This is a genomic window from Streptomyces sp. NBC_00386 (genome assembly GCF_036063235.1).
GTDB lineage: Bacteria > Actinomycetota > Actinomycetes > Streptomycetales > Streptomycetaceae > Streptomyces.
The window spans coordinates 8,892,180-8,918,015 of record NZ_CP107950.1; the positions used below are offsets into that span (position 1 = coordinate 8,892,180).

A 25,836-nucleotide genomic window follows, 5' to 3' on the forward strand; every position below is an offset into this window, starting at 1 on the left:
TCCCTGGGACCGTCGTTCAGATCCGTGCCGGAACGTCCTGCAGATAGACCTCGGCGGCGTTCGCCGCCTCCCGTGCGCAGCGCTTCCCCATCAGGACGCACAGGGTGTAGCCGGTGTTCTCGAAGTTCCCCCGCACCACGCGGTCGGCGGGAGTCGCGAGAAGCAGGCGTTCCCACGCCCGGTAGCGCTCCAGATGCCTGGCGACCTCGGCTTTGGCAGGCAGCAGCATCACGCTGGTCACCTTCCCGATCTCTCGACCGCGCACGGCTCGCCTGGCCGGCGGATGAGGGCCGTACGCGAAGGGGAGCCGGTCCGTCACGGAGCGACACCCTCACTCATGGTGCCTGTACGGGGACCGAGCGTCTTGTTGGGTCTTCAATCACATTGGGTTCGCGCTCGGGTTGCACGAATGGAGTAGCCCTCTCATGCTGAGGGTGACTCAGGAGCGATCAGTGCTCACGCTTCGCAATCGGGGCTCGGTCCCGCAGGGGGCGAGGAGGAGCGAGAGCTTCGCCGGTGAGGAGCCAACGACGATGAAAGCCGCAGTCCCCTGCTACTACCACCTGGATGTGGAGCTCAGCGAGGAAAAGGTCGGACAGGTCAAGCGGATTCTGGCCGCGCACCTCAGGTACTGGAACCTGGAGAATCTCGCCGAGTCCGTCTGCCGCTGTGCGGAAGCGCTGCTCCGCACCATCGAGCAGCACTCGGCGGACAAGAACACCACGATCGAGATGTGGTGGAACGGCCGCCGTCTGTTCGCCGCCGTCTCGGACAACAGTCAGGACATCCGCCCGCACCGGGCACCGCAGGGATGTCTGGCCCAGATCGCCGCCCTGAGCGACGGCTGGGGCTGCTGCGCCACGGACGTGGGTGGAAAGATCATCTGGTCCTCGTGGCGGGCCCGCGCCGCCGATCACGCCCCGCTGGACCCGTCCGTGCCCGCGCCCTGCCTGCGGGTGGCGCGTCCGACGCCCCTGTACGCGGTGCTGCCGGAACCCGCGCTGGCCACCGGACGCGACGAGACCGAGCCGGTCGCCTCCCACGGATGACCGGCCGGCGGACCCGGCCGTGACGCCCGGCCACGCTGTCCGGCCGTGTTTCCCGACCATGTCGCCGGGCGCTTCGATCCGTACGGGATCGAAGCGCCCGGCGATGTCCGTGCTGCCGTCTGCTGCCGTCTGCTGCCGTCTGCTGCCGTGCGCGGTCGGTGCGTCGCAGGTCGAACGGGTCGCCGAGCTAGGCGGATGTGACGGGGTTAGGCTGGTCATTGATCGGGCTGAAACGGGCACATCGGACCCAATGGCGGGGAACCGGTCCACGGCCCGGACGTCGGACCTGGGGCGGTCCCCAGATACGGGGATGCACATGTCCACAACACCGGTACAAGCGGCACGCCAGGAACTCTCCGGATTCAAAGGGCAGTTGATCGGTCCGGAGGACTCCGGGTACGACGAGGCCCGTGCCGTCTACAACGCGATGATCGACCGGCGCCCCGCCCTGGTGGCGCGGTGCACCTCCCCGGAGGACGTCGCCCTGGTCATCGGTTTCGCACGCGACCACGCCCTCCCGCTCGCGGTGCGTGGCGGCGGCCATCACGGGGCGGGCCTGAGCACCTGTGACGACGGAGTGGTCCTCGACCTCTCCCCGTTGAAGGACATCGAGGTCGATCCGGCCGCCCGTACGGTACGTGTCGGCGGCGGCTGCCTCCTGGGCGAGGTCGACCGCGCCACCAACGAGCACGGCCTGGCCACACCGAGCGGCATCATCTCCACCACCGGGGTCGGCGGCATCACCCTCGGCGGCGGACTCGGCCATCTCACCCGCAAGTGCGGGCTGGCCGTCGACAACCTGCTGGAGGCGGAGCTCGTCCTGGCGAACGGTGAGCGCGTCCGGGCCGACGCCGACGAGAACACCGACCTCTACTGGGCGATCCGTGGCGGCGGCGGCAACTTCGGCGTCGTCACCTCGTTCCTCTTCCGGCTGCACGAAGTGAGCACGGTCGTCGCGGGTCCCACGTTCTGGCCCGTCGAACTCGGCGCCGAAGTCCTCGCCGCCTACCGCGACTTCATTCCCCACGCGCCGCGTGAACTCGGTGGCTTCTTCCTCTTCGCCTCGGTCCCGCCGGGACCGCCGTTCCCGGAGGAGCTGCACCTGAAGAAGGTCTGCGGTGTGATGTGGTGCCGCGTGGGCGACGACACCGACGCTGCGGCCCGGGACATGGCCCCGCTGCTCGACGCCCTGCCCGAGCCCCTGCTGCACGGCCCCGCGCCGATGCCGCACCCGGCCATCCAGTCCGCGTTCGACGGCGTCTACCCGCCCGGCGACCAGTGGTACTGGCGGGCCGGTTTCGTCGACGAGATCCCCGGCGAGGCCGTCGACCTGCACGCCAAGTTCGGCGCCGAGATGCCGACCTGGAAGTCGACCATGCACCTCTACCCCATCGACGGAGCCGTCCACGACGTCGGCCCGACGGACACCGCCTGGGGCTACCGCGATTCCGGCTGGGCCGCCGTCTATGCGGGTGTCGATCCCGACCCGGCCAACGCCGAGGTGATCAAGCGGTGGAGCGTCGACTACTCCGACGCCCTCTTCCCGTACTCCGCGGGCGGCGCGTACGTCAACATGGTGATGGCCGAGGACCAGGAGAGTGTCCGGGCCAGCTATCGCGGCAACTACGACCGGCTGGCCGGGGTGAAGGCCGAGTACGACCCCGCCAACCTGTTCCGGTTGAACCAGAACATCGAGCCGGCGTCGAGCGACTGACCTGCCGGGCGGGCCCGTTCACGGTTTGCGGGCCACGCCTCCGTGGACGTCCGTGGGCTCGGGCGACGTACCGGGCTCCGGACGCCACAAGGGGCAGGACACGACGCCGGGTTCGACCGGTTCGAGGCCCTCGTAGAACGCGCCGATCTGTTCGGGGCTGCGCAGCACGTACGGGATCGCCCCCGTGTCGTCGTAGCCCTGCTGGGCCTCCTTGAGCGCGGCGTCCGTGTCCGTGCTGTCGTAGTGCACGAAGCAGCTGCCCGGAGGCAGGGCTTCCTGGAGGCGCCGGACGATCGACCTGGCCTCCCCGTAGTCCTGGATGTGGCCGAGGATGCCCATCAGCATCAGGGCGACGGGCCGGGAGAAGTCGAGGATCCGGGACGCCGCTTCGATGATCTTCTCGGGCTCGTGCAGATCCGCGTCGATGTAGTCGGTGACACCCTCGGGGGTGCTCGTCAGCAGCGCCTGGGCGTGGCGCAGCACCAGCGGGTCGTTGTCCACGTAGACGATGCGGGACCCGGGCGCGACGCGCTGGGCGACCTGGTGGGTGTTGTCGTACGTGGGCAGGCCCGTGCCGATGTCGAGGAACTGGCGGATGCCGAGCTCGCCCGCCACGAAGGTGACGGTACGGATGAGGTAGTCGCGCGAGGCGCGGGCCATCGTCTCGATGTTCGGGGCGACTTCGCGGTACGCGTCACCGGCGACCCGGTCCACCTCGTAGTTGTCCTTCCCGCCCATCCAGTAGTTCCAGATGCGAGCCGAGTGCGGCACCGTGGTGTCGATCTTGGACAGTGCGTCCTGGTCGGGGGCGGGTCGGTCGGCCATAGGAGTTCTCCTGCCGTGCGTCGCGCGGTCGGTTCTCTACGTTATCGGCAACAGGCCTGGACAGAGGCCGAGTTGACGGACCGGTCAGGAGGGGTCGTGGACCGCGCAGGCCGGTTCTCCGGTGTCGAGGGTGATCACGGGGACGTGCTGGGCCAGGGTCCGCAGCACCCGCTCGTAGGCGCCGACCGCCTCGGCGTCGTCCGTCCGGCCCGTCAGATGGACGAGCGCGCCTCCGCGTTCGGCCACCGCCTCCGCGAAGTCGAGCGCCTGGATCCATGTCACCCGGGAGCGGCCGCGGCGCAGCGGTCCGTATACCAGTTCGTGGACGAGACCGCCGTCGACGGCCAGCCGGCCCGGCGCGGACAGGAGTTCGCGGTAGGGCTGGGTGGGGTCCACGTGGTGAAGGTGCCCGTGCAGCGGGCGGATCGTGAAGCGGTGGCGGGCCAGTTCGGCGAGGAACGGGCGCCGGTCGAGACCGTCGGGACCCTCGACGACGAGCGTCCGGCACCGTGTGAGGGCCTGTTGGTGGATCATGCCCGTATCCGCTCCCTCCGGGACGAACGGCTTCGCCAGTGTGGGGGGACAACCCGCACGGCGGGAGTGTGCGTGCGGGTTGTCCGGTCGTGGGGGCGTGGTTGCGGTCTCCAGAGGCGCGGCGCGGACTCGTTCAGGCGATCAGGAAGTCGGCCTGTCCCGACTTGGCGCCCTCGATGAACGCGGCCATCTCGTCGCGGGAACAGATCAGCGCGGGTCCCTCGGGGTCCTGTGACTGGCGCAGCGCGACACTTCCGTCGGCAAGCCGCTTGGCCTCGACGCAACTTCCGCCGTTGGTGCCGCTCCAGGGCTTGTGCCAGCCCTCGGTCCCCAGACCGGCCGCGGACATGCCGTTGTGCACGGGTCCCATGGATCACAACTCCTTACGCAGTTCACCCAGGATGGCCCTGGTCCGGGCGACCGGCTCCGCCTGCACGGACATCCGGTCCAGTACTTCGAGATAGCTGACGACGACGTCGGGCCGGTCGACGTAGACCGCGCCCACCAGGCTCTCCGTGTAGACGATGTCGGGGAGTTCGGAGAAACCGAAGCGGAAGTGGTGGAAAGGGCCGAACGCCCCGGGGTGCGCGCCCACGCCGAAGCGCATGATCTGGATCCGGACCTTCGGCAGATCCAGGGCTTCGGCCAGCCGGTCGAACTGGGCCCGCATCACCTCGGGTCCGCCCACCGGTCGGCGCAGCACCGTCTCGTCCAGGATCGCCCAGACGGCCGGGGCGTCCGGTTTGGCGAGCAGGTCCTGGCGTTTCATCCGCAGGGCGACGCGGCGGGCGACGTCCTGCTTCGTCTCGTTGGGGAAACCGACGCGCATCAGGGCCGTGGCGTAGTCGCGGGTCTGCAACAGGCCCGGGACGTAGTGGGGTTCGTAGAGACGGATGACGCCGGCCTCGCTCTCCAGGCTCACGTAGGCGCTGAACCAGTCCGGCAGTACGTCGCGGTAGGAGTACCACCAGCCCGGCTTGTTGGCCTCCCTGGCCAGGGCCAGGAAGTCGTCGACCTCCGCTGCCGGCACCCCGTAGGCGCGGAGCAGTTCCCTCACGTACGGAATGCGGAGCCCGACCTCGGCCTTCTCGATCCTGCGGACCGTCAGCGCCGTGACCTCGATGGCGCGCGCCGCCTCCTCGAAGGAGACTCCCGCCTGTTCCCGCAGATGGCGCAGCCGTTTCCCGAGAACCAGGCGCAGGACGGTCGGCGCGCTGCCGCCGGAGCGGTTCTCGCCCACGTCCTACCTCCCGGTAACGGCCGTCTCAGGGGGCAGTGTGCCACGCGGCCGATGACAGGGACAGAGCGACGCGGATCGTTCTGAAATTATCAGGACGCCGGTTGCACAGGCGGCGGGCGGGCCACCATAGTGATCGAGTGACTTGTCGCACATTCGGCGACGATCACGCTCAACTGCGCTTGTCCACACGGCAATTGAAAACCCGCCAGCTGGGATCGGAGCGCAGCCGCACGCGGATGTGAGGCGATTCGGGATGGCCGCCGTGACCGAGGGGCAGACGAGGAACGCCGGCAGGAGCGCCGGTCCGAATCGCGTGCTGGGGGCCTTGCTCAAGGAGGCCGGCTGCTCCTATGCCTCCCTCGCTCTGCGGGTCAATGAACTGGGGCGCCGCCAGGGCGCGGACTCCCACTACGACAAGGCCTCGGTCACTCGCTGGCTCCAGGGCCAGCAACCCCGTGGAAGCACCCCGGAGTTGATCGCCGCCGTCCTGTCCGAGCGGCTGGGCCGCGCCATGTCTCCCGCCGACCTCGGCTTCCACTCCGACTCCCAGCGCCCGGTCGCGAGCAGAGCGCTCGTCTACGGCGAGGACGTGGCCGAGACCCTGCACACACTCGCGGAACTGGGCTCGACCGACATCTCCCGCCGCAGCCTCCTCGGCACGGTCCCCTTCGTCGCGGCAGCCCTGACGACTCCCCAACGCGATTGGCTGCTCTGGCTGTTGGAGCACCAGGAGGCACTCTCCTCGGTGCTGCCCGTGAGCGGCGGACCCGTCGAGCAGGTGCACGCGATGATCGCCGTGTTCGACCAGATGGACAACCACTACGGCGGCGGCGGAGTCCGCACCAGCATCGTGCACTACCTGTCCACCGAGGTCGTCCCCATGCTCCAGCGGCGCGGCACCCCGGCCGGCCGGCGCCGACCGCTGTACGCGGCCGCCGCGCGCCTGGCCGCCATGGCCGGCTGGAGCTCGTACGACGCGGGGGAGTACGGCCTCGCCCAGCGCTACATGACCCAGGGCCTGCGGCTGTGCGCCGAGGGCGGCGACCGGGTGCTCGGCGGCCAGATACTCGCCGGGCTCTCCCACCTCGCCACCAGCCTCGGCCGCCCCGACGAGGGGGTGGCACTCGCCCGCGCCGGAATCGTCACGGCCCAGGGTGCGGGCAGCCCCCTCGGACTGATGCGGCTGCACGCCATGTCGGCCCGCGGACATGCCGCGCAGGGCCGCTCGGACGACACGTCCAAGGCGCTGCGGCTGGCGGAGCGGCAACTGGCGGCGAGCAAGGGGGCCGAGCAGGAGTCACCGTGGGTGCGCTATCTGGACCATCACTACCTCCAGGCCGAATCCGCCCTGTGCTTCCGTGACCTGGGACAGGCCCGGCAGGCCGAGCGCACGGCCGGCGAGTCGCTCGCCTCGGGCGCCGACCGGCGCAGGCGCCAGGCCATCAGCCGTTCCGTCCTCGCGACCGCGCACCTTCAGCAGGACCGCCTGGACGAGGCGGTCGGCACCGCGACCCTGGCGCTGGAGACCCTCGGCACCGTGCACAGCGAACGTTCCGTCCAGGCCCTGCGCGACTTCCGTCGACGTCTCGAACCCCGCCGCGCCGAACCGGTCGTGCAGGAGTTCGAGCGCCGCTCCCGCGGGGTCCTCGGGGCGGTTGCCTGAGAGGCCGGCACGTCACCCGGGACCGGGCTCGGTGCCATGAACGGGAGCGGTACCGCCGGTCCGCCTCCGGGGTCAGTAGCCCTCGGGGGAGGGGGCGTTCTGGGCGCGGTCGACCGGGAGGTGCGCGCCGGAGATCCCGCTCGACCAGTCCGACAGCAGGAACGCCACGACCCGGGCGACCTCCTGCGGCGCGACCGGCCCGCCGCCCGGCAGCTCCGCCGCCACGAAGCGGGCGAACGCCTCGGGCTCCTCGCGGCGCATCCGGTCCCAGCGCCGGCCGGGGATCAGCATGGACCCGGGGGAGACCGCGTTCACCCGGATCCCGTCCGGACCGAGCTCGCGGGCCAGCGAAGCGGCGAGCTGGATCTGCGCGGACTTCGCGACCGAGTACTGCGCGGGCGGGCCGGGCTTCCAGCCGGAGATCGAGGAGATCACCACGACGGAGCCGCCGCCCGCGGCCCGCAGATGCGGGACCGCGGCCCGCACCAGCCGGGTCGCGTGACCGACGTTCACCGCCCAGGTCGCGGCCCAGTCCTCCGCGTCTGCGTCCTCGAAGCCGCCGCCGCGCGAACCGCCCGTGCAGGCCACCACGCCGTCCAGGCCTCCGAAGCGTTCCGCCGCGTCCTGGACGAACCCCTCCAGGTCCCCGGGCGCGGTGACGTCGAGCCGTCTGGTGAACAGACCGGGACCCATCGAAGCGGCCAGCGTCTCCAGACCCCGCGCGGTGCGCGCGCAGGTGGCCACGCGTACGCCCTCGGCGGACAGCAGCCGCACGATCTGTTCGCCGAGCCCTCGCGTACCGCCGGTCACCAGCACTCGTTTGTCACGCAGTCCCGCCCGGCCGGTGTCACCGTCAAGGGACACCGCCGCCCCGCCCCCGCTCCCGTTCCTCACAAGATCGAACATACATCCCGCGCCACTACGTTCTTACAACCGGACAACCCGAATACCCTCTGGTCGCCGAGGCAGTCCGGCGTGTTGGCTGCACGGGCAGCCGCCGAGACAGCCGCCCCCGGGCCGCACCCGAAGGAGGACCGATGCCGGCATCCAGGGCACCGCGCCGCGAGCCGTGGCCCGCACCGGCCCACGGCAGCCGGGCTCCGGGGCACGAGGCGCGGGTACCGGAACAAGGGGTCCACCCGGCGGACGGCCAGGCACTCCGCGCCCACCTCGCCGAACGGGCCGAGCCCTCGGCACCGTCCGCACCGGCCCCGCCGACGGCTCCGGCCCCGACCGAGCCCGTACAGGCCCCGGCTCCGGCACGGACCGAACTCATGCGGTCCGCGACCCCGGCCCGGACCGGGCCCCTGAATTCCGCGGACCCGGCACGGACTGAGCCAGTACAGCCCCCGGCCGCGACCGAACCCGTACGGTCCCCGACCGAACCCCTACCGTCCCCGGCCCCCGCCCCCCGCGCCGGTTCCGGACCGTCGGGAGCCCCGGACTTCCTCGCGGGCTCCGCGCCGGTCGTGGCCCCCGCCCTCCCCGTGCCTGCCGTCCCCTCCGGGACCGCCGCCTCCGGGGGCCTCCCCGCGAGCCGGGTGCGCGGGGCGCACGGCCTGCGGACCACCGTCCCGGCGCACCCCTCGCGGGTGCCCGCCGTGCGGGCCATGGTCACCGAGTACCTCACCCGCCTGCGGCTGCCGGCCCAGCGCGTCGACGACGCGGTGGTCGCGGCCGGGGAACTCTTCACCAACGCACTCAGACACGGCAGCCCGGACCGCGGTGACACCATCACCGTCGGCATCGAGTGCGACCCGCGCGAACTGCGGGTGTCCGTCGCCGACCGCTCGTCCACCCTCCCCGCGGCACGGACGGCGGGCGGCGCCGAGGAGTCGGGACGCGGACTGACGATCATCGCCGCGCTGAGCGACGACTGGGGCATCGCGCCGGCCGACCCGGGCACCACGGGAAAGAAGGTGTGGTTCTCGATGGTGCTTCAGGCGTTGCCGTGAAGGTCGCCCCGAGGCGTCCGGCCAGGGACACCGGGGCGGGTCCCGGGGGCCGGGGCGTCGCGCCGATGGTCCCTGCGCTCGCCAGGGCCCTCGCGGGGGAGCTCGTACGCCGGGCCGACGAGGAACGCCGCCTGATGCGCCAGGCGCGGGACCGTCCCGCCGGGCCGTGGCGCGAGCCCCTCGCCGCGTGCCGCGCGGGCAACGCCGAGGCGCTCGCGGTCATCGTCCGGCGGCACGGCTGGCCGACCACCGACCAGGTCGGCGCGCCCGCCTCGACCGCGGCCCTGATGATCCTCCTGCACGCCCCCGACCTCGGCCTGCAGCTCGGATGCCGCGACCTGATCGCGCAGGCCGCGGCCGACGGACTCTGCCCGGCCCTGCACCACGCCTACATCGCCGACCACTGCGCGGTGGAACTGGGTCTGCCGCAGTTCTACGGAACCCGCGTCGATCCGGTCACCCTGTGCCCCTGTCCCGTACGCAGGCCCGGGACTCTCGACGAGCGGCGCCGGGATGTCGGACTGGGCCCGCTCGACGAACAGCTCCGGCGTCTGCGCGACGGCGCCTGAGGCCTCCGGGGAACGTGATGTGAAGCACGCCCGGAAATACCCCGTTCGGGTGGCGCGGAAAGATTCTGGCTGGGCACGGCTTGATCACCGATCAAGAAAGGCGAAATCGCTGGCCACGGCATGTTCGGCGCATTTGACACTTCGTTGAGGGCACAGATAGGAACAACTCTCTGAAGCGGAGAGGTGGACTGTGCACGAGCCGAACGTGGTCGGGGACTGGCAGGAGTACGACGAGCAGGCCGGCCTGCGTGTTCGCGTTCATGGTGTGGAAAAGGCGGAGCCCCCGAAGGGGCGCGACGATGCCGCCGACGAACTCACCTACTTCAGATTGCGGGTGACCGTCGAGAACCGTGGCACCGAGCATTTCGGTATCCTCCTCGAAGACGGCCAGATCGATATCCGTGTCGGCGCCGACGGCGAGAGCGCCTTCCTCGACTGGCGGAACTCGCAGTTCATCGAGGGATACGACCTCTATCCCCTGCGCCGGGCCACCGCGGTCCTCTTCGCGGCCGGCCCCGACGCCGTCCTGGACCGGATGGACATCCAGGTCCAGCTCAAGGTCGACGACGAGTGGACCGAGCGCTACCTCTGGACGGGTGGCATCGAGAACGGCACGCCCGTCGAGGCGGGCGCGCGTCCCGACACGGCCCGGGAGAGTCTCGCCTGCCAGGTGACCAACTTCCTGAGGCGTGAGGCGGAGTCCTGAGCCCACCGGCCCGAACGCCGCGGGCCACGGGTGTGCCCTGTCCGCAGGCGTAGGCGTGCCCCGTCCGCGGGCGGGTGCAGGCGTGTCCCGTTCGCGGGCATGTGCGTGTCCCGTTCATGGGTAGATGCGTTCAGCCCCGGAAAATCGCCTGAAAGGTGACAGGGCGGGTGAACGACGGATTTCGCCGCTCCGGGCTATGGTCGCCGGGTGAGTCGAACCGAAGCGCGCTCCGAGGGGGCGGGTCCCTTCACGACCCGGCTGACCTGGCGTCTCATGGACGGGCGTATCGCGGTCTGGGAATCGCGCCGGGCCCGTAAGCGCGGTTTGCTCACCGTGCGCGCCCCGGGCGAGGCCGAGGCCCGTTCCCGGCGGGCGGACACCGTGTCGATCGCCCGGCTGCGCCGGCTCAACGCCGTCGCCGCGGCCGCGTTCACGGTCGGCGGGCTGCTGTTCGCCCTCGGGGCCGGGGTCGCCCAGTTCGGCTCGAGGGGCGCTACGGGCGCCTGGATCTACTTCGCGGGCGGCCTGTTCTTCAACACCGGGGGCTACGCCTCACTGCTCCAGGCGGTGAACGCTCCTCGCCGCGACAGCGAGTCCGACGCGCTGGCCGGGCGGCGCTGGAGGTGGTGGAGCTACGAGCCCGGCCGGATCGACTGGCTCAGCACGTTCCTGCTGTTCGTGGGAACGCTCGTGTTCGGCGTCAATCTGCTGGACTCGCTGCTGAAGGGACTTTCGGCGCAGCAGACGGACCGGCTGATCTGGGCGCCCGACATGATCGGCTGCGTCCTGTTCCTGGTCTCCGGCCACCTCGCTGTCGTCGAGGTCTGCCACGGGCGTCCCCGCGTCCTCGCCGGCGACCTCGGCTGGTGGATCGTCGCGGTCAACCAGTTCGGATCCGTGCTCTTCTTCGTCTCGGCGCTGGCCGCCTTCACGCGGCCGGCGACCGGCAGTCTCGTGAACGTCGACATCGCCAACTGGGGCACCCTCGCGGGCGCGCTGTGCTTCTCGGCCGGAGGCGTGATCCAGTTCTTCGAACGGCCCTGAGGGGTGCGGCGGGACAGGCGTCTCCTCGGGCGGTCCCGGGTGTGAGCGGTCGAGGTGCGGAAAGTGCCGCCGAGGTTGATCTTGGCCTGATCTGTCTGCTGCGTGAGTGCTTCGGGCCGGCGGGGCACCGCGCCGGCCCGAAGCTCGCGCAGGGGCTCGGCGTAAACCCTCTTGCGCAATGGTCAAGAATCGTTGACCATTGCTCACATGCCTACCGACGATCTTCCCGAGACGTTTCACGTCACCACTGACGAACAGCTGCGCGCCGTCTCCAATCTCACGCGTCACCGGATCATGGCCGTGCTCCGCTTCGAGCCTGCGACGATCACGCAGATCGCCGAGCGGGTCGGCCTCGCGAAGGGGAGTTCCAGCTATCACGTGCGGCTGCTGGAGCGGGCCGGCCTGGTGAAGGTGGTGCGGACGCGGAAGGTGCGGGGCGTCACCGAGCGGTACTACGCGATGGCCGCGCGGTCGATCGCGCTGCCGGATCCGGGCGAGGGAGCGCCGGATGTGCTGATGCGCCATGCGGTGGCGGACCTGGAGGCGTCGCCGGCGGATGGTGAGCGGTACGTGGGGATGGCACATCTGCGGCTCACCGAGGAGCAGTTCGCGGAGCTGGGGGCGCGGCTGCAGGCACTGGCGGACGAGTACCGGGAGCTGTCCGATCCGTCGCTGCCGGACGCGTCACTCGTCTTGGCGCTGTTCCACCCGGCGCCGCGCAACCAGGCCGAAGGGGACGCCAAGTGACCTCGGAATTTCGGAAGTTGCCGACCGGGTTCGGACGGCTGTGGACCGCGCAGACGATCTCCTCGCTCGGTGACGGGGTAACGCATGCCGCGCTGCCCCTGCTCGCGTTGACGCTGACACGGGATCCGATGGCGCTCGCCGTCGTCACGGCCGCCGGAACGTTGCCGTGGCTGCTCTTCGGGGTGCTCGGCGGTGCGCTGGTGGACCGCTGGGACCGCCGGCGCACGATGTGGGTCGCGGACACGGCACGCGCGATGCTGCTCGCGATACCCGCGGCGGCGGCCGTGCTCGACGTGCTCAGCATTCCGCTGCTCGCGGCCGTCGCCTTCCTGCTCGGCCTCGGCGGACTCTTCTTCGACACGGCCGCCACGGCCTATCTGCCGGAGCTGCTCCACCGCGACCCCGCACTCCTGGAACGCGCCAACTCCCGTCTGCGCGGGGCCCAGACCGCCATGTCCGGCTTCGCCGGACCGCCCGCGGGCAGTGCCCTGCTCGCGCTCGGACGGGCGGTTCCGCTGCTCGCCGACGCGGTGTCGTTCATGCTCTCCGCACTGCTCGTCCGTACGCTGCCCGCCATGCCCCGGCCCGTGCCGGAGGCCCGCGAGTCGCTGCTTCGGCAGGCGCGGGCCGGGGCCTCGTACGTCTTCCGGGACCGGATGCTGCTCGGGCTCGCGCTCCGCCCGGCGGTCGGGAACGTCGCCTTCCTCGCTGTGGAGACCGTCCTCGCCCTCTTCGCGCACGAACGCCTCGGCATCGACACCTACGGTTTCGGCCTGCTCCTCACGGCGGAGGCCACCGGCGGCCTGCTCGGCGCGGGCATCGCCTCCTACCTCGGCCGACGGCTCGGCACCGGCACCGCACTGACCTGCACGGCCGCCGTCGAAGGGCTTGCCGTCCTGGGTCTGGCCGCTGCCCCGAATCCGTACGTGGCCGGGCTGGCGCTCGCCGTCTGCGGGGCCGGCATGGGCGCCACGATGGTGCTCGCGCCCTCCCTCCGGCAGGCGATCGTCCCCGCCCACCTCATGGGCCGGGTCGCCTCCACCTCCCGCATGCTGGCCATGTGCGCCGCACCCGTCGGGGCCTTCCTCGGCGGCTGGCTGGCCACCACCTACGACATCCGCACCCCGCTCTACGCCGCCGCCGTCCTCCTTCTGTCGATGACGGCCGTCACGGCAACCATGACCAGCAACCGCCGGGTCGAAGCGGCGCTGCGTGCCGCCGCTCCGGCCGGCGGTCCAGATCACCCGGCAGCCGAGGATCCCGTTCAGGAGAGTGCATCCGACGTGTTGTGACGCCTGCGGTGAAGGCCTCGCAACACGTCGGGAGCCAGGCTCCCGCGGGGCGCAACGAGTGGCCAGGCCGGTCGGGTGTGCCGCCTGTCGATCCTCGTCGTCCCCGGCGGCGTCCGGGTCCCGGAAGGGGCGAAGGCGCCGGCCGGGGCCGCCGGCTTCGATGTACCGCGCCACGCCGGGATCGGCGTACCGGCGATCGTCTACCGATCGCTCGCCGGGTTGCCCTCGACCCACTGGATGAGGAGCTGTCGTACGTACGGATTGCCCTCCTGGGCGGCGTGCGCCAGTCGCTCCGCGCTCGCCCGTGCCGCCCGCCAGCCCGCCGGGGTGTCCTCGGCGTTGGCCTGGTCCGCCGCGGCGAGCGCGTCGGCCGCCATGAGCCGGAGGTCCTCGGAGAGATCGTCGTCGGCGGCGGCCCGGTACGCCTCCAGGCGCAGGGCTGCGAGAGCCTCCTTGGAGGGGGCGGGCTGCGAGGGCGGCTGGGCGTAGCCGCTCACCGCTATGACCACGCAGAAGGTGGCGACGTCCCGGCTGCTCTCCGACTGGCCCTTGGCGATGGCGGGCGCGAGCCAGGTGGAGGCCCGCCAGTGCAGGACCGCGGTGGCGATGAGAAGGGCAACGGCCAGCAGTGCGAAGGGAATCCAGCCACCGAAGAACCAGCCGAGCGGCCCGAGGACCAGGAAACAGACGGCGCTGCTCATCCATATCCGGCGGCGGCCGAGTCTCAGGTGTCGTGGATCCATGTGTCTCAGTGTCGCAGGGGCGCCCGGGACACGCTGAGGGGGCGGGCGATTCACGCGGTCCCATCCCTTCCGGCCCGCCCGGGACACGGGAGCGAATGCCTGGGGGCCGGGGTCCGGGAGGGGCGCTCGGGTCCTTCACGCGGGAGCGGCCGGGGCGCCCGGGCGTGCTCCGGCGTCTTGGCGGCGGGTACGCACCGTGACGGCCGACGGGAGACCGGCACCCCGGCGCAGGGTCCCTGGGCGCCGGCCGCGCCCGGCGCGGGTGCCGCGAACCGTGGTGAACAGGCCGGTGACCGTGGCGCCGGGTGTGAACGGCGCATATCGAATGGCCGGAGATGGCCCTGTCCAGCGAGGCCCCCCGTACGTACGATTTCGTCGCTCCCGGTCTTCACAGCTCCTTCACAGCCGGGAGTGGATCGCGCATGTGCATTTGTCATGCGCATGCATAAACGAGTCGCTGGATCCAACGCACTGGTCCGCGACGGTTCCCCGTCCGTTCGGGGAGCCGCACCCCCCATTCATGGCGGCGCACCCGCGTGCTGCCGCCGGAACGCCGACGCAACGGATTGGAGCACCATGGCCGGTGGCCTGTTCATGGGTGGCGCGATCGCCGCCCTGTTCGCCACAGCGCTTCCCCTGTCAAGCCCGAACGGCGGTTTCGAGGACCCGCCCCCGGACAAGATCGTCATCAGCGTCGCCACCGTCAACGGATCCGGCTGTCCCCAGGGGACCGCGGCCGTCGCCGTCTCCCCGGACAACACCGCCTTCACGGTGACCTACAGCGACTACCTCGCCCAGGTCGGAGGCAACGCCGACCCCACCGCGTTCCGCAAGAACTGCCAGCTCAACCTGAACGTGCATGTCCCGCAGGGTTTCACCTATGCCATCGCCAGCGCGGACTACCGCGGCTTCGCCTCGCTCCAGCCGGGTGCCAGCAGCACGGAGAAGGCCTCGTACTACTTCCAGGGATCCCCGAACACGGCCTCCATCACCCACCCCTTCCGCGGCCCGTACGGCGACGACTGGCAGGCCACGGACACCACGGACTGGGCCCAACTGGTCTGGGCCCCGTGTGGTGTCCAGCGCAACTTCAACATCAACACCGAGCTGCGCGTCAGCGCGGGCACCTCGACGCCCGGCAGCTCCAGCTTCATGACCATGGACTCGACGGACGGTGACATCAGCACCATCTACCACATGGCCTGGAAGGAGTGCCCCGCCGTCTGACCCGCCCCTTCACTCGCAGGTCCCCGGCCGGCTCCGCCGCATCGGAGCCGGCCGGGCCGGTCCAGGGTCCTCGTCCTGCGGGCAGGGCTCTACGGCAGCAGCTTGTCCACCGCCGCCGAGCCTTCCTGCTCGAGTTTGCGCTCGGCCCAGGCGAGGCTCTGCGGTGTGACGTCGCGACCCGCGGCGAGAACCAGGTCCTCGGCCGTCACCGGGCCCTCGGTCCCGGTGTGCAGCAGCGTGTCGGGGGTCGCCCTGTCGTCGGAGGGCGTGGACGCGTCGGGCTGGCTGGTTGGCATGGTTTCTCCCTGTTCCACCGGATCTGTATTCACGCTACGGGCATTCCGTACGCCCCGCGCGACACGTCCTGGGCCAGGGCCCTTCCATGCCCGCCGCGGCGGGCGAACCCCCGTTCGGCTGCGCTGGAATGTCGACAAGTGTTCGCGGAGGTGATGGTGGAGGAGCTCGCACCACTGCGAATGAACGGAGCTTGGAATGCGTATTCGTCTGATGGCCGCCGCCGGACTTGCCAGCGTGGCCCTGCTGGCCACCGCCGGGACCGCCGCCGCCGACCCCGTGCCGGTGGTCGGTACCGCGGCGAACAGTCCCGGAGTCCTGTCCGGCGACGTCATCCAGATCCCGGTCAACATCCCGGTCAACGTCTGCGGCACCACGGTCAGCGTGGTGGGGCTGCTGAACCCGGCGGCCGGAAACAGCTGCACGAACAGCTGACGGTCCGCGGGTCCGGGCGGTAGGTGCCCGGACCCCGCGCCCTCTCCGAGCCCGGCGGCACACTCATCCTCCCGAGTGAGCCGCCGGGCTCGGCCGCGTTCGGGGGGTGTGGGACCGTGTCGGCGCGGGCGTCGGCGGTTCGGTCGACCCCGCGGGCGGCGAGGCCGAGCTCGATGCCGGCGGCGACGTGATGGCGGGCGGGGGAGGGCGGGAGGCGACGGGGAGAAGGCGGGGGCGTGTCGGCGGTCACGGGGTTCGGTGTCGGGCACGGATTGGTCTGTACATGACCATCGTGGCGGGCCAGACTGTGCGCCGACCGGACACCCCCCATCGAGGAGCACCTTTCATGCGCATGCCCGCACGGCGACGTTGTCACGCGGTCCTGGCCGGGCTCGTCACCCTCTCCACCGCCGCCGTCCTCTCCGTGGCCACCGGAGCGCCGGCCTCGGCCGCCGACACCTGGAACGAGGTGGGTTCGGACCGCGCCGACCCGCTGACCGAGAGCCAGGGCCTGACCTCCGTCGAGGTCCCGGCCGGCAGCCCCAACCACTACACGGGCATCGGCACCGTCCCCACGAGCGTGAGCAGCCGGGGCTGGAACCACGTGGGCGACCCGGACGCCTCGTACAACGGCTACTACGTGGAGCCGTACCAGAGCGACTCCGGCAGCGCGAAGATGTTCCGCGTGCAGGCACCGGGCGGCGCCTGGTCGGAGTACGTCCACAAGCTGAGCGCCGGAGAGGCGCTGAACAACTCGTTCGTCAGCATCGCGCCGAGCGGTACGTGGATGGTGTCCGGCGAGTACGGCACGATGAACCGGCTCCTGGTGTTCCCGACCCCCGGCGTCAACCCGGCCACTTCGCCCTCGGCCGACCTTCCGCAGGCCTCCACCGTCACCCTCGACCACGCCGTGCGCGACGTACAGGGCTGCGACTTCGTCACCGCGACCCGGCTGCTCTGCTCGTCCGACGACCCCGCCGGCACGCTCTTCGGGATGACCAAGCCGCTCCTGCAGATCGACCTGTCCGGCGAGCCGAACGGCTCGGCCGACGTCTCCGGACATGTCACCGCGCTGCGCCAGCTTCCGCTGCGCAGCTCCTGCTCGGGCACCTTCGAGGTCGAGGGCATCGACTACGACCGGCGCAGCGCCACCCTGCGCGTGATCGTGGTGTCCCCGGGCTTCTGTGTGCTGACCGACAGCAAGACCTACCGCTTCACCAGGAGTTGAGCCCACACTTCTCCCTGAGGCCCGGGCGCGTACCCCGCCGAGCGGCTACTGACCGACGGGGGGCGTACGCGCCCTGACGGGGCTGGGTCTAAGGTCAGAGGCAGATTCAGAGTGATGGGGGGTGGCCGGCTGTGGTGGAGGACGAAGCCGTGATCGGCTGCACGGGGGAACTGCTCATCGGCACCCGGGGATCCGCCGGTCCCGGCGAGATCCTGGTGCGCGTGAGAGGCGGATCCGAGACCTTCCTCGCCTGGTCTCGGGAGCCCCTGCCGAAAGGGGCGACCGCGCTGGTGATCGAGTCCAGGGGATGTCGCACGGTCGACGTCATCGAGTGGGCCGATCCGCTGGACGCGCTGGACGGCGACGCCGTCGGCGCCGGTTGAGAAAAGGAGAAGCATGTTCGGTTATCGCGTACCCGCTCCCGATGAGGCGATGTTGATCTCGGGTGGCAGGCGGGGACTGGGGGGCGCGCCGTTCCGAGTGGTGACGGGGCACGGAAAGTTCGTGCTCCCCGTCTTCCGTAAGACCCGCTTCCTGACCCTGTCCATGTGCGAGGCGGAGGTCACCGAGACCTGTGTCACCAAGCAGGGCATCTCGCTGCACGTCCGTGCCGTGATCGCTTTCAAGGTGGGCAACGACACCGAGAGCATCATCAACGCGGGGCAGCGGTTCCTGTCCGACCAGGACCAGATGTCGGTCCTGACGGGCCGGATCTTCGCGGGCCATCTGCGTTCCATCATCGGTTCGATGACGGTCGAGGAGATCGTCACCGAGCGGCAGAAGCTCGCCGCCGAGGTCCTCGACACCTCGAAGCTGGAGATGGCGAAGATCGGCCTGATCGTCGACTCGCTCCAGATCCAGTCGATCGACGACGGCGACACCGGCTACATCGACGCGATGTCCGCGCCGCACAAGGCGGCCATCCAGCGTCAGGCCCAGATCGCCCAGGCGCAGGCCACGCAGGCCTCCGTCGAGGCGCAGCAGGTGGCGGCGCGCAACCAGGCCGAGTACGCCCGGCAGACGGCCATCGTCCAGGCGGAGTACTCGGCCGAGGTGGACCGGGCACAGGCGATGGCCGCCCAGGCGGGTCCCCTCGCCCAGGCCCACGCCCAGCAGGAAGTCCTTGCCGCGCAGACCGAACTCGCCCAGCGCGCCGCCCTGTTGCGTCAGCAGCAGCTCGTTGCCGAGGTCGTCAAGCCGGCCGAGGCGGAGGCCGAGCGGATCAAGGTGCTCGCCATCGCCGATGCCGAGCGCATGAAGATCCAGGCCGAGGCGGCCGCCTCGCACGACCGGGTCGCGCTCGACCGGATGCTGATCGACCAGCTGCCCCTGATCGTCAAGGAGGCGGCCGGCGGTCTCGCGGGCGCCAACGTCAACGTCCTCAACGGCGCCGACGGTCTCGGCGAGATAGCGGCCGGCCTGGTCGCCCAGGGTCTGACCATCCTTGACTCGGTCCGCCAGAACCTGGGCGGGCAGAACGCCGAGGGCGGCGCCGCGAAGGCGAACAGCCCGCTCGAGCTCCAGGGATACAGCCGCACGCCGGTCGACGTCGACGGCGACGAGCCGAAGGGCGCCTCGTCGGCCAACTGACCGTCCCCGGTCCCCGGTCCACCGCGTCCGCCGTCCCTCCCGGGGCGGCGGACGCGGCCGTTTCGCCCGGCACCGGGCAGGCGGGGCACCGAGGCCGGCCGTCGGCTCGCGACGGGACGAGACCGGACCCGGGCCGGCGCACCAGCGACCCCGTTCGGATCAACCGGCCCCAAGGGCTCTCAAGTCCCTTACACTCTGCCCCAGTTGATCTCGATGCGGCCGCCCCTGGAGGAGCGCATGCCCCGGACACCCTCGCGACGTACCGCACTTCAGGGCCTCGCCGCCGCCGGCGCCGCGGTCGTCGGGTTCGATCCCTTCACCCGGAGCTGGGCGGCCACCACGACCGGCGCCGGCAGCCGGCCGCTCGCGGGCCTCCCGCCGCTGGACGGGGGCGTGCACACCGACGACGCCTCGCTCACGGCGGACGCCGACGACTACGGACACATCGTCCACCGGCGTCCGGCCGCGGTGCTGCGACCGGGCTCGGTGCGCGACGTCGTCGCGATGGTCCGCTTCTGCAACGAGCACGGTGTGTCCGTCGCACCGCGCGGCCAGGGCCACGCCACACAGGGGCAGGCACAGGTCGACGGTGGCCTGGTCATCGAGACGGCGCCGCTCGCCTCCATCGGTCCCGTCGGGCCGGGCAGTACGACGGTCACCGTCGGCGCGGGCGTCAGATGGAGCCAGGTCGCCCACGCCACCCTGGCCCACGGACTCACCCCGCCCACCTTCACCGACTACCTCGAACTCTCCGTCGGCGGAACCCTCTCGGTCGGCGGCATCGGAGGCCAGACCCACCAGCAGGGCGCCCAGGTCGACAACGTGACGGAACTCCAGGTCGTCACCGGCGCCGGTGACCTCGTCCGCTGCTCCCCGACCCGCCACCGCGATCTGTTCCACGCCGTGCTCGCCGGACTCGGCCAGTGCGCGATCATCGTCGGCGCCACGCTGCGCCTGGTCCCCGCGCCCGAGACCGTACGCCACTACCTGCTGCCATACGACGACCTGCGCACGTTCCTCGACGACCAGCGGCTGCTCGTCGAAGAGGGCCGTTTCGCCTACGTCGAGGGCCAGGTGACCGCCGACGCCGACGGGGCGTTCAACGGCTACGTCCTCGAAGCCGTCGCCTACGGGCCGCCGGCCGGTCCCGCCCCCGACGACACCGCGCTGCTGCGCGGGCTGCGGCACGACCCCGCGGGCGTGCAGACGAGCGACCTCGGCTACTACGACTTCCTCGACCGGCTCGCGCCCTCCGTCGCCGCCCTCAAGGAAGCGGGCCTGTGGGCCTTCGCCCACCCCTGGCTGAACCTGCTGCTGCCGGGCCGTTCGACGGCGGCACTGGCGGAATCCCTGCTGGCGGACCTCACCCCGGCCGACCTCGGGCCCGGCGTCGTCCTCCTGTACCCGGTGCTGCGCGAGAACCTGCACACCCCGCTGCTGCGCACTCCCGACGACCGGGTGTCCTATCTTCTGGCCGTCCTGCGCACGACCCCGCCCGAGGACACCGCGACCGTCGACCGTCTGCTCGCGGCCAACCGGGCCGCCTACGACACCGTCCACGCGGCGGGCGGCACCCACTACCCGGTCGGCTCGGTCCCCTTCGGCGCGGCGGACTGGCGCGAGCACTTCGGCCCCGCCTACCGACGGCTGGCCACCGCCCGGCACACGTACGACCCGCGAGGAATCCTGGTCCCCGGGCAGGGCGTCTTCTGACGGAGGCGTCCCGTCCCCGGCCCGGGGACCGCGCTCACCAGCGGCCGGGCTCGCTGCCCACGATCGGCGCCGACGGCTCGCCGTTCACCCCCCTCGGGACATCACCGGCCAGCATCACCCGGTGCATGACCCGGGGGTGGTCGAGGTGGGCGGTGTCACTCGGTGCCAGATGGATGGTGGCCCGGTTGTCCCAGAAGGCGACACTGCCCGGTTCCCACCGGAAGCGGACCGTGTACTCGGGCCGGGTCGCCTGCTCCAGCAGCATGTCCAGCAGCGCCCGGCTCTCCGGCCGGGACACCCCGAGGATCTGCTCGACGTAGTAGCCGTTGACGAACAGCACCCGCTCACCCGTCTCCGGGTGCGCCCGCACCAGCGGGTGGTCGGTGGCGATCTGACGGTCCAGGAGATGACGGACGTACGCGTCGTCGCCCGGCCGGCTCTGGTACCCGACCCCGAGCCGGTGCTCGGCCCGCAGGGTGTCGACGAAGGCGCGCACGGGAGCGGAGAGGCCCGCGTAGGCGACGGCCAGGTTCGACCAGGTCGTGTCGCCTCCGTACGGGGGCACGGTCTCGGCGCGCAGAATCGTCGCGGCCGGGGGATCGACCCGGGCGCCGTGGTCGCAGTGCCATCCGCGCAGCAGCGAGTGACGGCGCCTGCGCAGCCATTCCTCGTGGTCCATGCCGTAGCGCCCGCCCAGTTCGAGACGGTCGGCCGTCGTCTCGATCTCGGGGAACTCCACGGGCGACGCGCTGCCCCGGGAGCTGAGACGGACCGGAGTTCCGAAGCGGCGCGCGAAGGCGACGTGCGCGGCGTGATCGAGCCGCTGGCCACGGAAGAACAGGACCTTCCAGCGCAGTACGGCCGCCCGGATCGCGGCCACGACCTCGTCCGTCAGCGGTTCCGCCAGGTCGACTCCCGTGATCTCGGCGCCGATGTGTCCCGCCGCCGGCCTCACTTCGAGGGATGTGACCTGGTCCGTCATGGGGCCTCCGTGGTTCGTGTGTCCGGCTCTTCGGCTCCAGGATGACCGTTCGACCGGGAACGGGACAGGCCGCCTCGCGAGCGGTGCAGGGTGCCGGTCGGGGAGGGGCCGTGCGCGGGGGCGGCGGGGCGTCGCTCGGGCAGGGCGAGCGCTCGGGCAGGGCAGGGCGGGCGCTCGCGCGCGGGCGCACACGGGAGGCGCGCGGCGCGCACGGGGTGTGTCCGATGTCCCCCACGTCACCGGGTCGCACTCCCTGTCGGCGGACACGGGCCGTACCGAGAATGGAGCACAGTGAACGGGGCCCGCCCTCCATCCGCATAGGGGCGGGGCCCGTTCACTCCGTACAGGGGCCGTGCGCGAGGCGCCCCGGACCTCTCAGCCCTTGTGCTCGCGCAGCGCGGCCAGAGCGCGGCCGGCGTGGGCGCTCATGCGCAGTTCGCTACGGACCACCTCCAGGACGGTGCGGTCCTTCGCGATGACGAAGGTGACCCGCTTGGTGGGGGCGAGCGAGAAGCCCCGCTTCACCCCGAACCGCTCCCGCACGGCTCCGTCGACGTCGGACAGCAGCGGGAAGCCGAGCGTGTGACGGTCGGCGAACTCCTGCTGCCGGTCGACCGCGTCACCGCTGATCCCGACCGGCCGCGCGCCGGCGGCCGTGAACTCGGTGGCCAGATCGCGGAAGTGGCAAGCCTCGGCGGTGCAGCCGGCGGTGAGGGCCGCGGGATAGAAGAAGAGCACCACCGGCCCCTCGGCCAGCAGCTCGGACAGGCTCCGCGTCGCCCCGGTCTCGTCCGGCAGCGCGAAGTCCTCGACCTTGTCGCCCACGTTCACCTGAGATGTCATGACTGTCCCTTTCCGGACCGGGCGACTCCGCGCGCCCACAGTACGAGCGGCACCTGGAGCGGGAGCCGTGCCAGAGCCGCGGCCCTGAGCGGTGCGGGGCGGTCGCGCCAGTCCGCGGCCATCTTGACGTTGGCGGGGAGGACCCCGACGAAGAACGCGGCGGTGGCGAGCGCGGCGACCCTGCGCGTCCGGGGGAGTGCCACCCCTGCCGCCAGGGCGAGTTCGGCGGCGCCGCTCACGTACGTCCAGGTCCTGGGCGCTCCCGGGAGAGCACGCGGGATGATGGCGTCGAACTGCCGTGGTGCGGCGAAGTGGGCGACGCCCGCGGTGGCCAGAAGGCCTGCGAGCAGCAAGGGTGATCGTTCGGGCCGTGGCACGGTTCCTCCTCGGGGGGCCTGCCCGCGGATATTACTGCAGAGTAAGTGCCAGCGGTACGGGTGGGACACGTCGGCCGACCGTCGTTCGGATGCCGTCCGCATGCCCTCCACGTGCCGTCCGCATCCCCTCCGCGTGCCGTCCGAGGGTCGGGGCCGGGAGTCGGGGCGTCAGGGCGTACCGGCGGGGCGTACCGGCCGGGAGTCGGGGTGTCAGGGCGTGACGGCAGGAGGTCGGGTGTCAGGGCGTGCGGCAGGGAGTCAGGCCGTCAGAGCATGCCGGAAGCCGTTCGCGGCCATCCCCTCGCTCCGACCGGTCGCTTCGTTCCGGCCTGTTCCCTCGCTCCGTCCCGTTCCCTCGCCCCGTCCGGTCGTCTCGCCTCGGCCCACGGCGGTCGTACGTGCGGTGGCCTGGACCGCGTACGTGGTCTTCGCGGGGTCGACGAGCGGGTCGCCGAGCGTGATCCGTCCCGCCGCGTGCAGCGCGTCGCACTCGCCGGTGGGCAGGGCGACATAGCAGCCGCCGCGCCCGGTCGAGGGATCGAAGGGAAGCCAATAGCCGTACCGACGGCGGCCGTTGGCATGCACGGTGAGGCGGACGGGGAACCGGCGCTGGGTGATCAGACGCAGGATCTCGGCACCTTCGGGGCCGAGCGGGGCGGGCGTGCGGGGCAGCGGCCGCACCATGGTCACCGGCCTCCGATCGGCGCTCGCGGCACGGAGGTGCGAGGTCGGTGTCATGTGCGGGCGGCCTTTCGACGGACGGACGGGATCACACGGCACGGGTGCGGTGATCTTCTGGCTGACCAGCATTGTTCCGTACGGGACTGACAACAGGGAAGGAATGGCTCAGCCACGTCGTGTCGATGCCCGTGCGCGATGGGACCGGGCGGTGAGCTGGCCCTGGACGAAGGGGTCCGTGGCGGGGTCGTAGGACCCGGCGTGGTCGGCCAGGGTCTCGGTGATCCGCTCCCATTCGTCCAACTCCGTCTGAGTGTCGGGCGCCGTCCCGCCGGCGGACGGATTCTCCCCGGCCGCCTTCCTCACGTCGTCGAGGGCCGCCTTGGCCCGGTGATGGTTCATCCCGGTGGCGGTGCGGCGCACCCGGTCCCACACGGCGTGCTCCCGCTCGGACGGCTCCGGCTCCTGACTCAACGCTCCACCTCGATCGTGCGACGGACCAGCTTCCTCACCGCAACCGTGTGCCCATGCCGCGCGGAACGACACCTCCGCGTCGGCGTGCGCGGCGCGGGTACCGTCCCGTCACCAGGGCAGGAACGCGTGGACGTCCTTGCCGTCGGGCCGCACGATCACGCTCACCTGGTCGCAGAGCGCGTGGACGAGATGCCAGCCGATGCCGCCCCCGCCCTGGGACGGGCGGAAGCGGCGTGGCGCGGGCGGGGTGGTGCTGGTGTCGTGGAGCGTCACGTGCACACCGCCGATGGTCGGACGCATCTGGAGCTCGAAGGGGCCGGGAGCGTACTGGATCGTGTTCGCGGCGAGTTCGGTGACCACCAGCAGGATGTCGTCCCAGTGCTCGGCCGCCGAGGGCGGTGTCGCTCGCGCGAGGGCACGCAGATAGCCGTCCGCGGCCAGCCGCGCGTCGGACACGTTGCGCAGCTCGCCGCCGAACGCGCTGGTGAGCGTCCCCAGTTCCCCGTACGACGACTTGCTGTTCCGGCTCGGATCGATCTCCATCGTGTCCTTCGTTCGGATCTCGTCGGCGGAATGTCTCTCGCTGCGCCGCGACCCGGTCGTCTGCTCCGAACCCGGCCCTGTGGCGAGGCCCGGTGCTGCCCCTCCCGCTCTACGCGGAGGTGTTCCGGGAGCGCCCACGGGAGCGGCGCCGCGCCAGCGCGCGCCGTTCGGCCTCGCTCGTACCACCCCAGACGCCGACGGTCTGGCCCGTGTCCAGGGCCCAGCGCAGGCACTCCTCACGGACCGGGCAGCCCGCGCAGACCGCCTTCGCCTCCTGGATCTGGAGCAGCGCGGGTCCGGTGCTCCCGATGGGGAAGAACAGATCGGGGTCAACGGTGCGGCAGGACGCGCCTTCGCGCCAGTTCTCCATGCGAGCCTCCTGATCGAGTCGAACGCGTTCTTCGGAATCCGGTCCCTTCCCGGGTCACCCTTGATCCGCCGGATGAAACAGGCGAGTCGTGCAAAGATCCCGTGGATACTGGAGCGGCCGTACGGGCGGCCGTGCCGTACGGCGGGACGCGCCCGGGCCGGCGTACGGACGTCCCTCGACCGCCACGGCGGGTGTGTACCGCGGTGTCACAATGGAACCCCCGGGTGAGGGCTGGTTTCGCTTCGACGGATGATCGGATGGCCCATGACGCAGGAGTCCGGCGAGGTCTGGGAGAAGTTTGCCGTCGCCCTGGCGGACATGGCACGGGACCTGCTGGCGCAGGACTCGGTGCAGGCGACCTTGGACCGGATCGTGGAGCACGCGACGGTGCTGATCAACGGCTGCGACGAGGGCGGCATCCTCACCGTCCGCCGCGGTGAGGTCAGCGCGCTGGCCGCGACCAGCGACGTCGTGCGCATGGCGGACCGGATCCAGCAGGACCTGCGGGAGGGCCCGTGCTTCGACGCGGTGACCGACCGGGAGCAGCTCTACGCCATCGAGGACCTGCGCCGGCCGCACGAGAAGTGGTCCCGCTTCGCGCCCGAACTGAGAAAACTGGGCATGGGCAGCATGATGGGCTTCCTGCTCTTCACCGACGAGGACGAACTCGGCGCCCTCAATCTGTACTCGCACCGTCCGAACATGTTCGACGAGTCGGCCCAGCGCGCCGGCTGGGTCCTGGCCTCGCACGCCGCGGTCGCCCTGTCCTCGGCCCGTACACACCAGCAGCTCGGCCATGCCCTGGAGACCCGCCACGAGATCGGTGAGGCGATGGGCATCCTCATGGAACGGCACGGCCTCAGCGAGGAGGACGCCTTCGCCGTGCTGAAGAAGGCCTCCCAGGACCACAACATCAAACTGCGGGAGATCGCCCGCAAGGTGTGCGAAACCGGCGAGCGGCCCCGCTGACCCCCTTACCGATCCCGTCCGGGCCCGGCCGG

At 71.4% G+C, this 25,836-nt stretch carries 30 protein-coding genes and 1 pseudogene; 16 read left to right on the forward strand and 15 right to left on the reverse strand.

Annotation, left to right across the window (positions count from 1 at the left end; translation table 11 throughout):
- Positions 1-37: 37 nt before the first annotated feature.
- Positions 38-229 (reverse strand): annotated as a pseudogene (locus OG780_RS38850) (DUF5133 domain-containing protein); the annotation flags it as partial.
- Between the two features lie 304 nt (positions 230-533).
- Here OG780_RS38850 and OG780_RS38855 point away from each other — a divergent pair.
- Positions 534-1,049 (forward strand): pep a2, encoded by a 516-nt coding sequence (locus OG780_RS38855; RefSeq protein ID WP_328456249.1) that lies wholly within the window; start codon positions 534-536, stop codon positions 1,047-1,049.
- Between the two features lie 316 nt (positions 1,050-1,365).
- Positions 1,366-2,763 (forward strand): FAD-binding oxidoreductase, encoded by a 1,398-nt coding sequence (locus tag OG780_RS38860; protein ID WP_328456251.1) that lies wholly within the window; start codon positions 1,366-1,368, stop codon positions 2,761-2,763.
- Between the two features lie 18 nt (positions 2,764-2,781).
- Here OG780_RS38860 and OG780_RS38865 read toward each other — a convergent pair whose 3' ends face one another.
- The 4 genes from OG780_RS38865 to OG780_RS38880 all read right to left on the reverse strand — a co-directional run bounded on the left by OG780_RS38865 (position 2,782) and on the right by OG780_RS38880 (position 5,362).
- Positions 2,782-3,588 carry an SAM-dependent methyltransferase gene (locus tag OG780_RS38865; RefSeq protein WP_328456253.1) on the reverse strand — a complete coding sequence of 269 codons (807 nt, stop codon included), beginning with the start codon at positions 3,586-3,588 and terminating at the stop codon, positions 2,782-2,784.
- Between the two features lie 84 nt (positions 3,589-3,672).
- On the reverse strand, positions 3,673-4,122 hold the full coding sequence (locus OG780_RS38870; protein WP_328456255.1) for a hypothetical protein: 450 nt from the start codon (positions 4,120-4,122) through the stop codon (positions 3,673-3,675).
- Between the two features lie 133 nt (positions 4,123-4,255).
- The gene (locus OG780_RS38875; RefSeq protein WP_328456257.1) at positions 4,256-4,492 is read right to left on the reverse strand and encodes a DUF397 domain-containing protein; all 237 of its coding nucleotides are present in this window, start codon (positions 4,490-4,492) and stop codon (positions 4,256-4,258) included.
- A 3-nt stretch (positions 4,493-4,495) separates the two neighbouring features.
- Positions 4,496-5,362, reverse strand: a complete 867-nt coding sequence (locus OG780_RS38880) for a helix-turn-helix domain-containing protein (RefSeq protein ID WP_328456259.1) — start codon at positions 5,360-5,362, stop codon at positions 4,496-4,498.
- Positions 5,363-5,615: 253 nt separating this feature from the next.
- Here OG780_RS38880 and OG780_RS38885 point away from each other — a divergent pair, with 253 nt between their 5' ends.
- Entirely contained in the window at positions 5,616-7,025 is a 1,410-nt protein-coding gene (locus OG780_RS38885; RefSeq protein ID WP_328456261.1) for a hypothetical protein, read from the forward strand.
- Between the two features lie 72 nt (positions 7,026-7,097).
- Here the strand turns inward: OG780_RS38885 and OG780_RS38890 are convergent, their stop codons facing one another.
- Positions 7,098-7,919 (reverse strand): SDR family NAD(P)-dependent oxidoreductase, encoded by an 822-nt coding sequence (locus tag OG780_RS38890; protein WP_328456263.1) that lies wholly within the window; start codon positions 7,917-7,919, stop codon positions 7,098-7,100.
- A 143-nt stretch (positions 7,920-8,062) separates the two neighbouring features.
- Here OG780_RS38890 and OG780_RS38895 point away from each other — a divergent pair, with 143 nt between their 5' ends.
- From OG780_RS38895 to OG780_RS38920, 6 genes are all read left to right on the forward strand, one after another.
- Positions 8,063-8,980, forward strand: coding sequence for an ATP-binding protein (locus OG780_RS38895; RefSeq protein WP_328456265.1), 918 nt, complete (start codon positions 8,063-8,065; stop codon positions 8,978-8,980).
- Positions 8,981-9,045: 65 nt separating this feature from the next.
- Positions 9,046-9,549, forward strand: a complete 504-nt coding sequence (locus tag OG780_RS38900) for a DUF6624 domain-containing protein (RefSeq protein ID WP_328456267.1) — start codon at positions 9,046-9,048, stop codon at positions 9,547-9,549.
- A 190-nt stretch (positions 9,550-9,739) separates the two neighbouring features.
- A complete protein-coding gene (locus OG780_RS38905) occupies positions 9,740-10,255 on the forward strand; it encodes a hypothetical protein (protein ID WP_328456269.1) in 516 nt (171 codons plus the stop codon).
- Positions 10,256-10,462: 207 nt separating this feature from the next.
- Positions 10,463-11,299, forward strand: coding sequence for a hypothetical protein (locus tag OG780_RS38910; RefSeq protein ID WP_328456271.1), 837 nt, complete (start codon positions 10,463-10,465; stop codon positions 11,297-11,299).
- Between the two features lie 207 nt (positions 11,300-11,506).
- Positions 11,507-12,046, forward strand: coding sequence for an ArsR/SmtB family transcription factor (locus tag OG780_RS38915; RefSeq protein WP_328456273.1), 540 nt, complete (start codon positions 11,507-11,509; stop codon positions 12,044-12,046).
- Positions 12,043-13,338: an MFS transporter gene (locus tag OG780_RS38920; protein WP_328456275.1), complete on the forward strand. Its 1,296-nt coding sequence runs from the start codon at positions 12,043-12,045 to the stop codon at positions 13,336-13,338. The genes OG780_RS38915 and OG780_RS38920 overlap by 4 nt, the downstream gene beginning before the upstream one ends.
- A 200-nt stretch (positions 13,339-13,538) precedes the next feature.
- On the opposite strand, the gene OG780_RS38925 is transcribed toward OG780_RS38920, so the two are convergent.
- Positions 13,539-14,081, reverse strand: a complete 543-nt coding sequence (locus tag OG780_RS38925; protein ID WP_328456277.1) for a hypothetical protein — start codon at positions 14,079-14,081, stop codon at positions 13,539-13,541.
- 576 nt (positions 14,082-14,657) lie between these two features.
- Here OG780_RS38925 and OG780_RS38930 point away from each other — a divergent pair.
- A complete protein-coding gene (locus OG780_RS38930; RefSeq protein ID WP_328456279.1) occupies positions 14,658-15,308 on the forward strand; it encodes a DUF4360 domain-containing protein in 651 nt (216 codons plus the stop codon).
- An 89-nt stretch (positions 15,309-15,397) separates the two neighbouring features.
- On the opposite strand, the gene OG780_RS38935 is transcribed toward OG780_RS38930, so the two are convergent.
- Entirely contained in the window at positions 15,398-15,604 is a 207-nt protein-coding gene (locus OG780_RS38935) for a hypothetical protein (protein ID WP_328456281.1), read from the reverse strand.
- Between the two features lie 196 nt (positions 15,605-15,800).
- On the opposite strand from OG780_RS38935, the gene OG780_RS38940 reads away from it, so the two are divergent.
- From OG780_RS38940 to OG780_RS38960, 5 genes are all read left to right on the forward strand, one after another.
- Positions 15,801-16,037, forward strand: a complete 237-nt coding sequence (locus tag OG780_RS38940; RefSeq protein WP_328456283.1) for a chaplin — start codon at positions 15,801-15,803, stop codon at positions 16,035-16,037.
- 346 nt (positions 16,038-16,383) lie between these two features.
- Positions 16,384-17,265: a hypothetical protein gene (locus tag OG780_RS38945; protein ID WP_328456285.1), complete on the forward strand. Its 882-nt coding sequence runs from the start codon at positions 16,384-16,386 to the stop codon at positions 17,263-17,265.
- A gap of 131 nt (positions 17,266-17,396) precedes the next feature.
- A complete protein-coding gene (locus OG780_RS38950; RefSeq protein ID WP_326789765.1) occupies positions 17,397-17,648 on the forward strand; it encodes a hypothetical protein in 252 nt (83 codons plus the stop codon).
- Positions 17,649-17,661: 13 nt separating this feature from the next.
- Positions 17,662-18,855: an SPFH domain-containing protein gene (locus tag OG780_RS38955; RefSeq protein ID WP_328456288.1), complete on the forward strand. Its 1,194-nt coding sequence runs from the start codon at positions 17,662-17,664 to the stop codon at positions 18,853-18,855.
- 237 nt (positions 18,856-19,092) lie between these two features.
- Positions 19,093-20,568 (forward strand): FAD-binding protein, encoded by a 1,476-nt coding sequence (locus OG780_RS38960; protein WP_328456290.1) that lies wholly within the window; start codon positions 19,093-19,095, stop codon positions 20,566-20,568.
- A 34-nt stretch (positions 20,569-20,602) separates the two neighbouring features.
- Here the strand turns inward: OG780_RS38960 and OG780_RS38965 are convergent, their stop codons facing one another.
- The 7 genes from OG780_RS38965 to OG780_RS38995 all read right to left on the reverse strand — a co-directional run bounded on the left by OG780_RS38965 (position 20,603) and on the right by OG780_RS38995 (position 24,835).
- Positions 20,603-21,550: a TauD/TfdA dioxygenase family protein gene (locus OG780_RS38965; RefSeq protein ID WP_328456292.1), complete on the reverse strand. Its 948-nt coding sequence runs from the start codon at positions 21,548-21,550 to the stop codon at positions 20,603-20,605.
- A 375-nt stretch (positions 21,551-21,925) separates the two neighbouring features.
- Entirely contained in the window at positions 21,926-22,393 is a 468-nt protein-coding gene (locus OG780_RS38970) for a peroxiredoxin (protein WP_328456295.1), read from the reverse strand.
- Positions 22,390-22,770 carry a DoxX family protein gene (locus tag OG780_RS38975; RefSeq protein WP_326789770.1) on the reverse strand — a complete coding sequence of 127 codons (381 nt, stop codon included), beginning with the start codon at positions 22,768-22,770 and terminating at the stop codon, positions 22,390-22,392. The genes OG780_RS38970 and OG780_RS38975 overlap by 4 nt, the downstream gene beginning before the upstream one ends.
- A 258-nt stretch (positions 22,771-23,028) precedes the next feature.
- Positions 23,029-23,508 (reverse strand): hypothetical protein, encoded by a 480-nt coding sequence (locus tag OG780_RS38980; RefSeq protein WP_328456297.1) that lies wholly within the window; start codon positions 23,506-23,508, stop codon positions 23,029-23,031.
- A 108-nt stretch (positions 23,509-23,616) separates the two neighbouring features.
- Complete coding sequence (locus OG780_RS38985; protein ID WP_328456299.1) at positions 23,617-23,922, reverse strand: hypothetical protein; 306 nt, start codon at positions 23,920-23,922, stop codon at positions 23,617-23,619.
- 108 nt (positions 23,923-24,030) lie between these two features.
- A complete protein-coding gene (locus OG780_RS38990; RefSeq protein WP_328456301.1) occupies positions 24,031-24,465 on the reverse strand; it encodes an ATP-binding protein in 435 nt (144 codons plus the stop codon).
- A 109-nt stretch (positions 24,466-24,574) separates the two neighbouring features.
- The gene (locus OG780_RS38995) at positions 24,575-24,835 is read right to left on the reverse strand and encodes a WhiB family transcriptional regulator (RefSeq protein WP_326789774.1); all 261 of its coding nucleotides are present in this window, start codon (positions 24,833-24,835) and stop codon (positions 24,575-24,577) included.
- A 264-nt stretch (positions 24,836-25,099) separates the two neighbouring features.
- Between OG780_RS38995 and OG780_RS39000 the strand changes: the two genes are divergently transcribed.
- On the forward strand, positions 25,100-25,804 hold the full coding sequence (locus OG780_RS39000; protein ID WP_328456305.1) for a GAF and ANTAR domain-containing protein: 705 nt from the start codon (positions 25,100-25,102) through the stop codon (positions 25,802-25,804).
- Positions 25,805-25,836: the final 32 nt, after the last annotated feature.

Coding starts and splice junctions, on each gene's coding strand:
- OG780_RS38855 (WP_328456249.1), top strand. CDS start 534: ATGAAAGCCGCAGTCCCCTGCTACTACCACCTGGATGTGGAGCTCAGC.
- OG780_RS38860 (WP_328456251.1), top strand. CDS start 1,366: ATGTCCACAACACCGGTACAAGCGGCACGCCAGGAACTCTCCGGATTC.
- OG780_RS38865 (WP_328456253.1), bottom strand. CDS start 3,588: ATGGCCGACCGACCCGCCCCCGACCAGGACGCACTGTCCAAGATCGAC.
- OG780_RS38870 (WP_328456255.1), bottom strand. CDS start 4,122: ATGATCCACCAACAGGCCCTCACACGGTGCCGGACGCTCGTCGTCGAG.
- OG780_RS38875 (WP_328456257.1), bottom strand. CDS start 4,492: ATGGGACCCGTGCACAACGGCATGTCCGCGGCCGGTCTGGGGACCGAG.
- OG780_RS38885 (WP_328456261.1), top strand. CDS start 5,616: ATGGCCGCCGTGACCGAGGGGCAGACGAGGAACGCCGGCAGGAGCGCC.
- OG780_RS38895 (WP_328456265.1), top strand. CDS start 8,063: ATGCCGGCATCCAGGGCACCGCGCCGCGAGCCGTGGCCCGCACCGGCC.
- OG780_RS38900 (WP_328456267.1), top strand. CDS start 9,046: ATGGTCCCTGCGCTCGCCAGGGCCCTCGCGGGGGAGCTCGTACGCCGG.
- OG780_RS38915 (WP_328456273.1), top strand. CDS start 11,507: ATGCCTACCGACGATCTTCCCGAGACGTTTCACGTCACCACTGACGAA.
- OG780_RS38925 (WP_328456277.1), bottom strand. CDS start 14,081: ATGGATCCACGACACCTGAGACTCGGCCGCCGCCGGATATGGATGAGC.
- OG780_RS38930 (WP_328456279.1), top strand. CDS start 14,658: ATGGCCGGTGGCCTGTTCATGGGTGGCGCGATCGCCGCCCTGTTCGCC.
- OG780_RS38935 (WP_328456281.1), bottom strand. CDS start 15,604: ATGCCAACCAGCCAGCCCGACGCGTCCACGCCCTCCGACGACAGGGCG.
- OG780_RS38940 (WP_328456283.1), top strand. CDS start 15,801: ATGCGTATTCGTCTGATGGCCGCCGCCGGACTTGCCAGCGTGGCCCTG.
- OG780_RS38945 (WP_328456285.1), top strand. CDS start 16,384: ATGCGCATGCCCGCACGGCGACGTTGTCACGCGGTCCTGGCCGGGCTC.
- OG780_RS38955 (WP_328456288.1), top strand. CDS start 17,662: ATGTTCGGTTATCGCGTACCCGCTCCCGATGAGGCGATGTTGATCTCG.
- OG780_RS38960 (WP_328456290.1), top strand. CDS start 19,093: ATGCCCCGGACACCCTCGCGACGTACCGCACTTCAGGGCCTCGCCGCC.
- OG780_RS38965 (WP_328456292.1), bottom strand. CDS start 21,550: ATGACGGACCAGGTCACATCCCTCGAAGTGAGGCCGGCGGCGGGACAC.
- OG780_RS38970 (WP_328456295.1), bottom strand. CDS start 22,393: ATGACATCTCAGGTGAACGTGGGCGACAAGGTCGAGGACTTCGCGCTG.
- OG780_RS38980 (WP_328456297.1), bottom strand. CDS start 23,508: ATGACACCGACCTCGCACCTCCGTGCCGCGAGCGCCGATCGGAGGCCG.
- OG780_RS38990 (WP_328456301.1), bottom strand. CDS start 24,465: ATGGAGATCGATCCGAGCCGGAACAGCAAGTCGTCGTACGGGGAACTG.
- OG780_RS38995 (WP_326789774.1), bottom strand. CDS start 24,835: ATGGAGAACTGGCGCGAAGGCGCGTCCTGCCGCACCGTTGACCCCGAT.
- OG780_RS39000 (WP_328456305.1), top strand. CDS start 25,100: ATGACGCAGGAGTCCGGCGAGGTCTGGGAGAAGTTTGCCGTCGCCCTG.